We start from the raw sequence: 13754 nt of genomic DNA, 5'->3' as shown, positions 1-13754 counted from the left end.
TGCAAAAGGCGACCCGGGCTATAGGATCTTAATGCACTAGAGCTCGTAGATGGCTGTGAATAAACATGGGTTTTATCACGTGAACTAAGACCCTGGAGTGATTGCTGATTAGAGCGATCAAAGGTTTCAACATGATCCTTATGGATGTACCCTGTCTGTTGTTGCCCATTAATAATGACAACTGCCTCATACCATTCATTAGAAAAAGTTTTGTACATTAAGAGTCTCCCAGCATTATAGGATCTTAAAGTACTAGAGCTCGTAGATGGCTGTGAATAAACATGAGTTGAATTAAGCTTGCTAAGACCTTGAAGTGACTGCTGATTAGATAGATCAAGCGTTTCAACATCATCACGATGAATGTACCCTGTGGTACGAACACCATTCAGAATAACTAAAGCCTGATACCAAGTGCTATTTAAAGACTGGTATAGCAATATAGTACCTTGACTATAATCTCTTAGTACAGTTGAACTCGTAGATTGTTCACTGTATACAGGTGTTCGATCTTTTAGAGCTACTCCATTTAAGGTTTCTGCTGAAGAATTACTTTGTATAGAAGCGATAGACATTTCTGTAAATTCTTCTTCATCATCCTCTTCAGTATCTATCTCTTCTTGTTCCTTCTCTTCTTCGCTGCTATCAACATTCTGTTCATCAGATTCTAAAACTTGTTCCGTTGAATCTTCTTCAACACTGTTATTGTCTTCATCTATTAAAGCTGAATCAGTTTGTTCATCTTCTTTATTCTCTTTAACAGATTCAACTTCATCAAGTGTATAAAGATAATCATTTTCAATGAAACCCAAAAAATATTCGTTTTCGTCGCTTTCATTGATTGACACGAATTCTACTTTACTGAAATCATGTTCGGTTTCAGAATAATCATCTTCGTCAATGACCAAAGTAACCTCTGATTCATGAGGGATTAGATGAACAATCTCACTTTCAGTAGACGGTTCAGCGTATAAATCCACAGTATCTCCATCACTAATAACAACTCTAACTATTTCTTCCTCCAAAACCTCTAATTCTTCTTCAAGACTCTCCGTTTCTACTGTTGTATTAGCCAGTACGGATAGCGGAACTTGATAAAAACCAATTAGAAAGACAAGAGATAGAACAATTAACTTTTTTAGCATATTTAATTTTCTCACCGAAACTAAGCCTCCATAGGGTAAACGTGTTTGAAAATACTCAACTGTTAATTAAGCATTTTTCCACAGTAATTAACCTATTATTGTGAAAACTATCGGTTATGATGAGATATACACCCCCCTTATATTAGTTTGATAGTCTACAATGTCATTATCTCAGAAAAAGAGATTTTTGTTAAGATAAATGTCGAAAAAAAAAAATTGACAAGTTATATGTAAAAAAATGATTAACTTAATCGAATATTTGGATAAAACAATAATCATCAAAACTCACTTGTAGAAAATTATGATATAATGTAAAGAAAAATGTAAGGGTGAGTAATTTGGTGAAAATTTCATTAATTATCCCTGTATATAATACAGAGCTTTATTTAAAAGATTGTCTAACTTCAATTATAAATCAAACATATCCTTACCTAGAAATTATAATTATAGACGATGCTTCTGATGACAAAAGCGTAGAAATAATCAATGATTTCATGAAAAGGGATCCACGTATTAAAATGTTTCAAAATAGACAAACATTAGGCGTGGCAGCTTCTAGAAATATTGGTTTACAACAGATGACAGGCGATTATGTATTTTTTTTAGATAGTGATGATTTTCTCGATCGCCAAGCTTTAGAAAAACTTATTAGGTATAGTCAAGAGTATAATGTAATTTCAGGTAAAAATATTAGTGTGACTAAGTTTCTTACACGAAATGAGGAAATTGAATCTTCAGAGATAAGTGTTTATAAAGGGAAACGAGTTAAATTATTTAAAAATAGATCTATTTTAAATACGCTAATTAATGTAGATGTCATTAGACAGCAAAAGCTACGTTTTAGTGAAAGTGAGAGGTACTTTTCTGATTTAACGATGATCACTGATATTATTTCTAGTACACCGTTAATGGCGTATTGTAAAACTGCTATTTACTATAAGAGAAGAAGGGATAACCCTATTGATGCACCATCATTAATGCAAGAAGATATGGGTGAGAAAATAAAGTGTTTCGCATCTGTTTTGACAACTGTTAAGAATAAAAAACATTTATCTCAGAAAGCATTAACATATATAGATAATCAATTTTTAAACTATTATCGAAGGGCTATTATCCTTTATTTTCGAGATCATGATAAAATAGATCAGCAATTTCATATTTTGCAACAATGTGTTGTAAAGTTGGAACCTCATGCATTAACAAATAAATCTTTAATTTTAAAGCGAGAGATCAATGCAATAAAGAGTAATAAATTAAAAAAGTATAAAAAAATAATTAATACACACAATCAACTCAGATTATTAAAATGGGGATTAAAAAGCAAACAAAAATTCTATACTTACTTATATCGTCAATTTTTCATTAAAAAAGCCATTGATGAAAAATTAGTGTTATTTGAAAGTTTTTTAGGAAAAAACTATTCAGATTCCCCTAAGTACATTTATGAGTACATGCTTAAACATAATTATGATTACAAATACGTTTGGGTATTTAATGAAGTAGGAAAAGCTATACCAGGCAACGCCAAACAGGTAAAACGATTTAGTTTAAAGTATTATTATTACTTAGCAAAGGCTAAATATTGGGTTAGTAATTCTAGAATTCCTAAAAGGTTTGATAAACACCCTGATAATATCTACTTGCAAACTTGGCATGGTACACCACTAAAACAATTAGTATTTGATATGAAAGATATACATTCTGCTAATCCAAATTACAAGAGAGATTTTTTTGTTCAGTCGCGAAGATGGGATTACTTAATTTCTCCAAATCAATATTCATCTGATATTTTTAGACGAGCATTTAAATATGATAAGAAAATGCTAGAGTATGGCTATCCTAGAAATGATCTATTATACAAAAACAACCATTCAACTTATATAAAAAATTTAAAAGATAAATTGAACATTCCTACAAATAAAAAAGTCATTCTGTATGCTCCGACTTGGAGAGATGATCAATTCTTTGCACGTGGTAAATATGAATTCAATTTAGAATTGGATTTAGAAGCATTGCGTCAATCGATTTCATCTGATTACGTTGTATTACTAAGGATGCATTATTTTATAGCGAATGAACTAGATATAAGTCCGTATAGTGGTTTTGCTTTTGATTTTTCAAATTATGATGATATAGCAGAAATTTATCTTGTTTCCGATATATTAATTACTGATTATTCGTCTGTATTTTTTGATTATGCTCACTTAAAAAGGCCAATTCTCTTTTACACATATGATTTAGAAAAATATCGAGATAAGTTAAGAGGTTTTTATATTGATATAAAAACCGAGGTGCCTGGTCCTCTCTTATACAATACTCAACAGGTCATTAAAGCTATTAACGAAATTGACCAAGTTCAAGATTCATATCGCCAACGATATGAAAAGTTTTATCATACTTTTTGCAAATGGGATAATGGAAATGCATCAGAAGAAATAGTCAATAAAGTTTTTGGGAAATTAAGGTGAAACATGCAGATGATGGAATGATAAGTCAGCCAACATTTTTTTAGAGAAAATCACAAATAACCGTCCGTAAAATCTTCACCTCAAGGATTAGGTAATAAGATGTTAGAAATTGAAAGGAAGAGATATAATATTGAAAAAGCTTATCTTTAATTTTTTCAGAAAAAATGTAGTACCTAAATTGTATTATATCAGTTTCTCAATTATTTCCCTTCTTCCCAAAGATGAGAAGTTGGTTATCTTCGAAAGTTTTTTAGGTAAGCAGTTTAGTGATAATCCACGCGCAATTTATGAATATATGAGTAAGCATTTCCCTGATTATAAACTCTACTGGAGCTTTAATAAGTCTATAGCGAAACAGCACGCTCAAGTAAAATCAATTAATCGTCTTTCATTTAAATGGCTACTCTATATGGGGCGAGCAAAGTATTGGATAACAAATAGCAGACTCCCTTTATGGATTCCAAAGCCGAAATCAACGATTTACGTGCAAACTTGGCATGGAACACCTCTGAAAAAACTAGGTGTAGATATTGAGGATGTGAAAATGCCTGGAACAACAACATTACAATATAAACATAATTTTACAAAAGAAGCTTCAAAATGGGATTACCTTGTTTCACCTAACCGTTATTCCACGGATATTTTCAGGCGTGCTTTTCACTTTGATCAAGAAATCATTGAAGTGGGATATCCAAGAAATGATTGTTTAATTAATTCTAAAGACAATACGGGAGAACGATTAACTAAGCTGGGGTTACCTCAGAATAAAAAAGTTATTTTATATGCACCTACATGGCGCGACAATCAGTATTTTAGTAGAGGTAAGTATAGTTTCAATTTAGAATTAGATTTAGATAATCTTAACAAGGAATTAGGAGACGAATTTATTGTTTTACTTCGTATGCATTACCTTGTTTCTGAGAACTTAAATATTGATAAGTATAAAGGATTTGTTTATGATTTCTCTTCTTACTCTGATATCAGTGATTTATATCTCATTTCAGATCTATTGATTACCGATTATTCATCAGTATTTTTTGATTATGCTAATTTACGGCGACCGATAATATTTTTTGTTTATGACCTTGAGGCGTATCGTCAAGAATTAAGAGGTTTTTACCTTGATTTTGAACAAATAGCACCTGGTCCATTAATACAAGACAATGACCAATTGTTAAAAGAATTAAAACAAATTGATTTTAATCGGTACAGCCCACCAGAAAAATATGAGGCATTTATTACTGAATTTTGTTCACTAGAGAATGGCCGTGCAACAGCTCAAGTTGTCGACACTATACTTCATAATAAATAGGCGAGTGCACTCATGCGCTCACCTATTGTTTGTTCAATCGTTCTATAATCTCATTATAGATACGTTCATTATTTTTTGCATCGATATGCTCTAAGATGATTTCTTTGTTATCGGTAACTTTGCTTTTTTCTTTAAAATCTCTTTCAATGTACTCTTCTATAAAATCAATTAATTGCTCTTCATTGTTCGCTATGTCCCCAAGAAATGTGTCTTCGACAGGTCTTAAAATCCCCTTTTTAAAAAAACGATCAAAATCAAAATGATAAAAAATAATGGGTTTACTCATGTAGCTAAAATCAAAAGAAACTGAAGAGTAGTCAGTGATCATCAATTGGTTTTGCTTAATTAAATCATGAACATGTACGTCACCAATCTTAATAATATTAATCGACTTATTATTAATAGATTCAAAATGCTTGATGTATGGTTGCATTCTATAATGCGGATAAAAATCGATTGTTATATTATGTCTTTCTAGTAAATCATTCAACTTAGTGTTTGTTACTAAATCTAAGTATCTTTTAAAATAAGTAGATTCAAGAAATTGTTTTTCCGTAGTAATCCATTCACGCCAAGTAGGGATTAATAAAATAGAATTTTTGCTTTGATTATTGTGCTTTAAAGCATCAAAACGTGATAGTCCTGTTATTTTTATATCATCTATAGGATAAAAGTATTTTTGCTGTACTAATTTTTTTTCTTCTTTAGAGCTAACAAAGAATAAATTGAATGGATGAACATAATAATTTCTATGATATTCAACATTTTTTCTTCCTAGTACGCCATGTTGAAGAAAGATACGATTCCCTTTCCGATAAGATGTCAGTTCAAAACCAGGTATTGGTAGTATATATTCTAAATCATGTGTGCCAATGAAATTTGTTGCCTGACAAGCAAGTCGATAATGTTTAGAACTACCATAGCTAACGACATTCCCTAATGGATCTACTCTCTTATAATCTTTTGATGATTTATCAATTATATAATAAACATCAATTTCAGGGTGATTTTCTCTGCAATACTTGAAAAAATGATAGCCATTATCTTGAGCAGTATCTTGGCGTTCACCAATCAACCAAATTTGTCTTTTGGAAAATTGATATAATATCTTCTCACTTTTAAGAATCAAATAATTAACGATAGAATGTGTGTAGTTTAGTAGTTTTATATTTCCATATGGTGTTGTTGCAATATAAGTCATAGATACTCGATTGTTTATTAAAGTTTTATGATACTGTTCAAAATAGTCTTTCTTATAATCATGATCCGTAAAACCGATCTTTTGTGTAAAATGATAGGAACGATAATCGAAAGCAACCCAAATATCTATAATGTGATGCCCCAGCCCTAACTTAGGTAACAATGATTTTAGCGGAATATCAATAGCAAATTCTGCTTTTGGATAATGCTTATGTTGATCATTAAAAGTTAAATGGTTTGTTTGGGATAAAGGTTCATCGTATAAAATAGCTCCAGATGCTCTATCTCTGATTATCAACTTACGTTTACATTCGTAGCTGTTATCTTGCGGAAGACCTTTTAAATAGGCATAGCCTTGGATTTTAAGATGCGATTTGTTAAATTGACAAAGACTAAGATCATTGCTTATTTTTATTTTTTCTACGCCTAGTGATAGATAGTCATTAATTGTTGAGTAAAGGTATACCTTTTTAAGTGTGTCTTGTTCAATCAATAAGGAAGTATTAGGTTTAATCTGCTCATCTTTCACAAACAACTTAGCTTTAAATGTTCGATTATTTTCTTTTATTAATATATCGATGTTCCACTTACCTTTACTTAAATGGGACATATCTATTAACTGTGAATACAATAAGTTAAACATAATAGATAAGGAATCCTGATTGGTTGAGATGTTGACTGTTATGACGAAATATTGTGTAGGATCTTTTTTAGGATAAATAAGTAAATCAATACCTTTTATATTATGTATATCTATTAAATCTGAAGATAGCGTACCTTTAACAACAATAGACTTTTCTTCATTAACAACTGTTGTATAATTTTCCAAACAAATAGGTAATTGCGTAAGTTGAATTGAACAGTTTTGATACTTTGTTGAATAGCAGATGAATTGCTTTCCTAGTTGGCTATTAATAATTATAGGAAATCGGGAGTCGGCAAAATTTTTATCCACGCTAACACGTATCGGATCAAATTGATCGCCTATTAAATACAGATCCCACTTTCCATTATCAATGTGAAATGCATTGATATCAATTAGGGCCGTCCATGTTTGATCACTTGCATGGTTAATTAAATAAGTAGAAGTTATTTCACTTTTTCTCTTAACTAATTTAATACCTGTTGGATCTAAAGCATTTATATTATATTGACCTTGTAATTTAATGCTCTGCTGATCATAAGTTACCTTATTTAATTTTGCATACATCACAAACATCCTCTCTAAAGTTAAGTGTATGTATAAATTATTTTAATTATTTCTTTTATTTCTAAGATCAATTCCTGTCGCAATGATCGCCCATTGAAGGAGTCCAATTTGAAAATTATTTTGAAATAGAGTTAATTCAAAACTGCTATATATAAGGATTCCTATGAAGAAACTTGTGGACAATCGTCCTTCAAGACTATTTTGACTATTTAACAATAACCTCCATATGGCGAATAAAAAAAAGACAAAAACGATAAAACCAAGGATCCCCGTCTCTAAAAATGTTTGAAGGTACTGGTTGTGTGTCGTATAACCGGATTCATTTAGTGAACGAGCATTTGCACTAATACCGAATCCTATTAAGAAAGACTGTTCAATATGCTGCCAGACATTATACCAAATGTCTTCCCTCCCACTAAAGAAATTTTTATCAAATAACGCCAAGGATATATTGTTAATGAAATCACCAATGGCTGTGTTGTATAGCTTCACATAAATAAATAGAAAGCTGGCATTAAAAAACATTGCAGCTAAAAATAGATATTTCAATATTCTAGGCTTATACATTTGTACGATCGTAACAATTATAATAATTCCAATTGCAATTAAAACTGATCGAGAATTTGTAAAAAGTAATAATACGATGCTTACTGATAAAATCAACAAAAAATATATCTTCAATGCTATTTTTTTAACAGCATACGCAGCCATTATTTGATAATATAATGAACAAAAAATAAAAATAGCCAAGGCATTAGGATTTCTAAATATACTCTGGAAACGATGTGTAGTGTACTGCGCTGTGTTCCAATCAATAAATAGTAAAATAATAAGCAACGATATGACGTAACCAAGACCAATAAATAAATAACGATCCCATTTAACTTGTACAGACAAAATAATAAAGATGAATGTAGCTATAACATTGAACAATAAAAGATAACCTGAATCGTTATTTACTATAAAGCTTATGATTTGTACTTTAATAAATAGAAATACAGTTATGTAAACAAACATTAACTTAGATGAATAATAACCTCGCATTAAATAAACTGCAAAAATAATAACGAAACTAATTAACGAGGTTTGAATAGATAGGCGTCCGATACTTCTTAATGATTCAACTGTGCTTAGGCTAAATATATTAAGTAAAAGTAACAAGATGATATAAATATGTGTTACTCGGGATAATTTTATTGTGCCATTCATGGATAGTTAACACTCCTGTCGATACTAAAGACGTACAAGTTTTAGTTTGCACTAATATAAGTAATAATATAAAGATACACTAAATTTAAATGAAGGTAAATTCTTTTAATGTTAAATTTTTGTACACTTAAACAAAAGAGTTGATTGTCTTTTGCTAAAATAACTAGTATAATGCAAGAAGTATTTGAAGCAAAATTTAAGGTAGGTAGAAAAATGAAATCTGCGTTAACTATATTAACAGAACAATTTAAATACTTCTATTTAATTAGACGTCTTTCAGTGTATGAATTGAAGAGTAAAAATAATGATAATTACCTTGGGATGGCATGGGAATTAATTAATCCTGTTTTTCAAATTGCAATCTATTGGTTTGTATTTGGCTATGGTATTCGTCAAAGAGAAGATATAGAGTTAGCAGAAAACTTACACGTTCCTTTCATCTATTGGATGATAATTGGAATGATTATCTGGCTCTTTTTTTATCAATCAATTATACAGGGGTCCAAAGCAATATACACACGGATAAAAATGTTATCGAAAATGAACTTTCCGATGAGTATTATACCGAATTATATTGTGATGGGGCGTTATTATACGCATATTGGTATGTTTATAATAACGATTTTAATTCTTAATGTTGCAGGCTACTATGTCAATATATACTATGTTCAATTTGTTTATTATTTATTTGGATTATTTGCTTTTACTTTTTCATTAGCATTGGTTATGTCTACTTTATCAACGATTGTTCGGGATGTACAAATGTTCTTACAGTCAATCTTGAGAATGGGCCTATACATCTCTCCAATCTTATGGAATATCGGCACCATTGAGAATGATATTATTGACACTATAATAAAGTTGAACCCTTTGTATTACCTAATCGAAGGATATCGTTATAGCTTTTTTGGCTTGGGCTGGCATCTTGTTGAATTTTGGCCATACACACTGTATTTTTGGTTCATCACGTCCATGCTATTTTCATTTGGAGCATTTCTTCATCTGAAATTCAGAAAACACTTTATTGACTTTGTATAAAGAAGGGATATCATGACTAAATCAATTGAAATTTATAATGTATCAAAGAAGTATAAATTATATAGTAATTCTAAAGAACGAATTAAAGACTTAATCTTACCTAAAAGTTATGGTAAAGACTTTTGGGCACTAAAAGATATTGACTTTGTTGCTAATCAAGGTGATGTTATTGGCTTTTTAGGGATTAATGGATCTGGGAAGTCAACATTATCAAATATTATAGCTGGCATTGTTCCACAAACCATGGGCGAAGTTAAGTTGACTGGACAAGCTTCACTTATTGCTGTGGCTTCAGGTTTGAAAGGTGATTTGACTGGCAGGCAAAATATTGAATTGAAGTGTTTAATGCTTGGTTTCTCAAAAAAAGAAATTAAATATATGGAAGCTGAAATCATTGACTTTTCAGAATTAGAAGAATTTATTGATCAGCCGGTAAAATCGTATTCTAGTGGGATGAAATCGAGGCTTGGTTTTGCTATTTCTGTAACTATTGATCCAGATATCTTAATCATTGATGAAGCGTTATCCGTTGGTGATAAAGCATTCGCAGAAAAAAGTTTAACGAAAATGGAAGAGTTTAAATCTCAAGGGAAAACCATGATTTTTGTCAGTCATTCTTTAAATCAGGTTAAAACGTTTTGTGATAAAATTTTGTGGTTGGAGTATGGCAAATTAAAAGAATATGGACCTACTGACGATGTGGTCTTACATTATGAGGAATTTCTTAAAAAGTACAAGAAAATGACAAAAACAGAGAAAAAAGCATATAAAAAAGAGATGTTAAGCGATAAGAATGTTGGGCTAAGTTGACCTCTGCTTTTTTATATAAGCTCGAACTGTTGGGAGTAGAGATAATGACTGAGCAAGTTGAAATAATGGATATACCTTTTATTAATAAGACTAAAGAAGAACTGCTAAATGAGGACTTATATCGAAATATTGATAGTGGAAAAAAACAGTTTATTGTAACTGCAAACCCTGAAATTGTTATGTTAACAAAAGCGAACAAGCGTTATAAAGATGCTGTACTAAGTGCTGACTATATTGTCGCTGACGGTATTGGAGTAGTACTTGCATCAAAACGTTTAAAACAATCCTTGTCGGAAAGAATACCTGGCTACGAATTGATGTTATCGCTTGTGGAATATGCTGAAGCTATGGAACTTAGTTGCTATTTTTTAGGAGCTAATGCTGAGGTGAATCAAAGGGTTGTTTCAAAAATCAAACAACGTTACCCTAAATTAATAGTTGCCGGACATCATCATGGTTTTTTTGAATTAAATGATGAGACTATCTGTGAAAAAATAAAGCAGTCAAATCCAGATTTCATTTTTGTTGCATTAGGAATGCCTAAACAAGAACAGTGGATTGCTCAATATATTAATCGATTTGATAAAGGAACATTTATGGGAGTAGGAGGTAGTTTTGATGTAGTTGCGGGGGAAGTAAAGAGAGCACCAAATGTTTGGATTAAATTTAATTTAGAATGGCTTTATAGGCTAATTAAGCAACCACAAAGATGGAAAAGAATTATAAAAGTATTTGAGTTTCTTTTACGGATTTTAATCAATAAGTATTAACACTTGCCTCCCATTCTATCATAATAATGAATGATAGGTTACGAGTTTGATCTTAGTCAGTACAGTAGAATTTTAAAATGGTTTATCGCTATTTAGTGTTGAAAGCCTTGCCATACGGCAGCTTTTGTAAACACCATCATTCCCGGCTTCCTAGTTACAAGGTTCTCAGATGAATTGGGTTCTTTGTCAAATGCGGTGGTGGGCTATGCTCCCACCACCTTCTACATTTCTATTGCCACAAGACCTTCTTCTTCAGTCTCCCAAAGCTTTTGATTCTATAAGAATTACGTTATAATCTTTTAATGTAGCTATCGTAAAAAAATACCAAGCTTTCCATTCAACATCGAAAGAGCGAATGGTACGCTCCGCAAAATTATTAGATAAATTTAAGTTACCATCTAATATTACATTCATCAGATACGCTTTCTGTTTTTTTGCGTAAACGAGTCCTTTTCCTAAAAGTAATTGTTTGAATACATGCATTTGACTTTAAACGATATGCTTGATGAAGTCTACGCGTATGACTTCCCCCTCAATATAAACACGTAGATGCTTCGGAGAAAGTACCCCTACCCAAACATTAGACGTAGATCCGGTTTTTATTATCCCATAAAAAACAAAATATATAATTAACTGAGTCATAACCAATATTTATTAAAACTATATATATATACTTGTAAATCAAGAATAAATGGATTAAAATAAATAAATAACAGATAATAAAGATGCCATAATATTTAAGCCAATTAGCTATCTATATTATAGGAGGATACACATGAAAAAGGTAATCACATACGGTACATTTGACTTGTTACATCACGGTCATATCAATATTTTACGCCGCGCAAAAGCATTAGGTGATCATTTAACTGTTGCTATATCTTCAGATGAATTTAATGCCATAAAAGGTAAGAAAGCATATCACAATTTTGAAACACGTAAAATGATATTAGAAGCTATTCGATATGTCGATCAGGTAATTCCTGAGCATCAATGGGAGCAGAAAATCGATGATGTTAGAAAACATCATATAGATACTTTTGTAATGGGAGATGATTGGCACGGTAAATTTGATTTTTTGAAAGACTATTGTGAAGTTATTTACTTACCGCGTACGATTGGTATTTCTACCACAAAAATCAAAAAAGATATGCAAACTGTGAACAATGGCTAGAGAATTAATTATCTCTAGCTATTTGTTTATTTGTCATGTTTTATTCATGATTTTTAAACTTTTCCCACAAAAACAAAAAACAACTTTCTTAGCTTCGTTCGGTGATAATATTGATTATGTAAGACGTGCCTGCCTAGAATTAACTAATGATCAAATTATTGTTTTAACAAGCTCAAGCTGTCGAATTTCTTTTCAAAATATAAAACGGCAAACTGTATTACCATTTGAGGATTACAATATTGTTCATTTTATTCGAGCGATTTACCATTTAGCAACGTCAAAAGTCATCTTTTTAGATAATTACTTTGGGTGCTTAAGTGTTATGCGTTTCAAACATAACGTTAAATGTGTTCAACTTTGGCATGCTGCTGGAGCAATTAAAAAATTTGGACTTAAAGATCCTTCGATTAAGAATAGAACAAAGAGCGCCCAAAAGCGTTTTTATAATGTATATAATCGCTTTGATTATGTAGTAGTAGGTTCAGAAAAAATGTCAAATATCTTCAAAGAAAGCTTTAATTTATCTAACAATAGTATAGTTAGAACTGGCATACCACGTACCGATTTCTTTTTTGATCAAGAGAAAATCACTAAAACTAAAGTAAAGTTATTGAAACAATATCCCATTGCTAAAAATAAGAAAATTATACTTTATGCCCCGACATTTCGAAATGATGATTTAATTCAGGCCAGTGTTCAATTAGATATTAATCGTTTATCTCAAGAACTTAAAGATAGTCATATACTTATTCTGAAATTACATCCAGCTGTACGGAAGCATTGCAAATTCATCAATAATGAATTTATCATTGATGCTTCAAATGCAGTTAATGTAAATGAATGGTTAACCATTACAGATATTCTAATTACGGACTATTCTTCTATTCCGTTTGAATTTTCTATATTAAAAAAACCAATGATTTTTTATAGTTATGATTTGAAGGCATATCAGAAAGAAAGAGGGTTTTGGGAAGACTATCGCCAAAATGTACCTGGTCCTATCGCTAGCAATACAAGTGATATTATCAGAATAATTAAAGAAAATACTTTTGATTTAGAAAAGGTTCGATTATTTTCGGAAAAATGGAATGAATATTCAACGGGTGATTCAAGTCAAAAAATTATTCAATTCATTTATAATCAATAGTCTAGAGGTTGTACAACAGGAAACTCATAGTTCTCTAATTATAGAAATGGGTTCGGTCATGCAAAGTTTGCTTTCCACAGGCACAGCTTCGGGCTTACACAGGATGTAGGTCGGTTAGACGTTGTTACACGACGTGACGAGTTTAGTCTAATCTTCCCTTCCACTAAGTATAGCAAAGATAGCTTTCTGAGTGGATCTTCAGCTCGTGCTATTCCTGGAGATATCTTGTCACTTCTTGACCGAATCCCTATGAATATACGTGTAGATATAGAAG

The 13754-nt window shown here is 31.1% G+C and carries 11 protein-coding genes; 7 read left to right on the top strand and 4 right to left on the bottom strand.

Annotated features, from left to right (window positions below):
- The coding region (locus JOE23_RS16540) for an SH3 domain-containing protein (protein WP_476692686.1) at positions 1-1157 on the bottom strand (1157 nt) is incomplete at its 3' end.
- A gap of 326 nt (positions 1158-1483) precedes the next feature.
- Here JOE23_RS16540 and JOE23_RS16535 point away from each other — a divergent pair.
- Both JOE23_RS16535 and JOE23_RS16530 read left to right on the top strand, forming a co-directional pair.
- Positions 1484-3610, top strand: coding sequence for a CDP-glycerol glycerophosphotransferase family protein (locus JOE23_RS16535; RefSeq protein ID WP_204440288.1), 2127 nt, complete (start codon positions 1484-1486; stop codon positions 3608-3610).
- A gap of 130 nt (positions 3611-3740) precedes the next feature.
- The gene (locus JOE23_RS16530; protein ID WP_204440286.1) at positions 3741-4922 is read left to right on the top strand and encodes a CDP-glycerol glycerophosphotransferase family protein; all 1182 of its coding nucleotides are present in this window, start codon (positions 3741-3743) and stop codon (positions 4920-4922) included.
- A gap of 22 nt (positions 4923-4944) precedes the next feature.
- Here JOE23_RS16530 and JOE23_RS16525 read toward each other — a convergent pair whose 3' ends face one another.
- Together JOE23_RS16525 and JOE23_RS16520 are read right to left on the bottom strand one after the other, a co-directional pair.
- Positions 4945-7332 carry a CDP-glycerol glycerophosphotransferase family protein gene (locus JOE23_RS16525; RefSeq protein ID WP_204440284.1) on the bottom strand — a complete coding sequence of 796 codons (2388 nt, stop codon included), beginning with the start codon at positions 7330-7332 and terminating at the stop codon, positions 4945-4947.
- Between the two features lie 42 nt (positions 7333-7374).
- Positions 7375-8541, bottom strand: coding sequence for an O-antigen ligase family protein (locus tag JOE23_RS16520; RefSeq protein WP_204440282.1), 1167 nt, complete (start codon positions 8539-8541; stop codon positions 7375-7377).
- 213 nt (positions 8542-8754) lie between these two features.
- On the opposite strand from JOE23_RS16520, the gene JOE23_RS16515 reads away from it, so the two are divergent.
- Genes JOE23_RS16515 through JOE23_RS16505 form a run of 3 tightly spaced genes read left to right on the top strand, consistent with a single transcriptional unit; the run spans position 8755 to position 11159 of the window.
- Positions 8755-9579, top strand: coding sequence for an ABC transporter permease (locus JOE23_RS16515; protein WP_204440280.1), 825 nt, complete (start codon positions 8755-8757; stop codon positions 9577-9579).
- 12 nt (positions 9580-9591) lie between these two features.
- Positions 9592-10389 (top strand): teichoic acids export ABC transporter ATP-binding subunit TagH, encoded by a 798-nt coding sequence (gene tagH, locus JOE23_RS16510; protein WP_204440278.1) that lies wholly within the window; start codon positions 9592-9594, stop codon positions 10387-10389.
- Between the two features lie 44 nt (positions 10390-10433).
- Entirely contained in the window at positions 10434-11159 is a 726-nt protein-coding gene (locus tag JOE23_RS16505) for a WecB/TagA/CpsF family glycosyltransferase (RefSeq protein ID WP_204440276.1), read from the top strand.
- A gap of 252 nt (positions 11160-11411) precedes the next feature.
- Here the strand turns inward: JOE23_RS16505 and JOE23_RS16500 are convergent, their stop codons facing one another.
- On the bottom strand, positions 11412-11642 hold the full coding sequence (locus JOE23_RS16500; protein WP_204440274.1) for an IS66 family transposase: 231 nt from the start codon (positions 11640-11642) through the stop codon (positions 11412-11414).
- A gap of 292 nt (positions 11643-11934) precedes the next feature.
- Here JOE23_RS16500 and tagD point away from each other — a divergent pair, with 292 nt between their 5' ends.
- Together tagD and JOE23_RS16490 are read left to right on the top strand one after the other, a co-directional pair.
- Positions 11935-12333, top strand: coding sequence for a glycerol-3-phosphate cytidylyltransferase (tagD, locus tag JOE23_RS16495; RefSeq protein ID WP_204440266.1), 399 nt, complete (start codon positions 11935-11937; stop codon positions 12331-12333).
- Entirely contained in the window at positions 12326-13480 is a 1155-nt protein-coding gene (locus tag JOE23_RS16490) for a CDP-glycerol glycerophosphotransferase family protein (protein ID WP_204440264.1), read from the top strand. The genes tagD and JOE23_RS16490 overlap by 8 nt, the downstream gene beginning before the upstream one ends.
- Positions 13481-13754: the final 274 nt, after the last annotated feature.

Source organism: Amphibacillus cookii, assembly GCF_016908375.1.
GTDB classification, from domain to species: Bacteria; Bacillota; Bacilli; order Bacillales; family Amphibacillaceae; genus Amphibacillus_C; species Amphibacillus_C cookii.
This window is presented reverse-complemented; position numbering and strand designations above follow the sequence as displayed.

Bases quoted from the DNA above. Each gene is read 5' to 3' on its own strand.
- JOE23_RS16525 (WP_204440284.1), bottom strand. From the start codon at position 7,332: ATGTATGCAAAATTAAATAAGGTAACTTATGATCAGCAGAGCATTAAA.
- JOE23_RS16520 (WP_204440282.1), bottom strand. From the start codon at position 8,541: ATGAATGGCACAATAAAATTATCCCGAGTAACACATATTTATATCATC.
- JOE23_RS16515 (WP_204440280.1), top strand. From the start codon at position 8,755: ATGAAATCTGCGTTAACTATATTAACAGAACAATTTAAATACTTCTAT.
- tagH (WP_204440278.1), top strand. From the start codon at position 9,592: ATGACTAAATCAATTGAAATTTATAATGTATCAAAGAAGTATAAATTA.
- JOE23_RS16505 (WP_204440276.1), top strand. From the start codon at position 10,434: ATGACTGAGCAAGTTGAAATAATGGATATACCTTTTATTAATAAGACT.
- JOE23_RS16500 (WP_204440274.1), bottom strand. From the start codon at position 11,642: ATGCATGTATTCAAACAATTACTTTTAGGAAAAGGACTCGTTTACGCA.
- tagD (WP_204440266.1), top strand. From the start codon at position 11,935: ATGAAAAAGGTAATCACATACGGTACATTTGACTTGTTACATCACGGT.
- JOE23_RS16490 (WP_204440264.1), top strand. From the start codon at position 12,326: ATGGCTAGAGAATTAATTATCTCTAGCTATTTGTTTATTTGTCATGTT.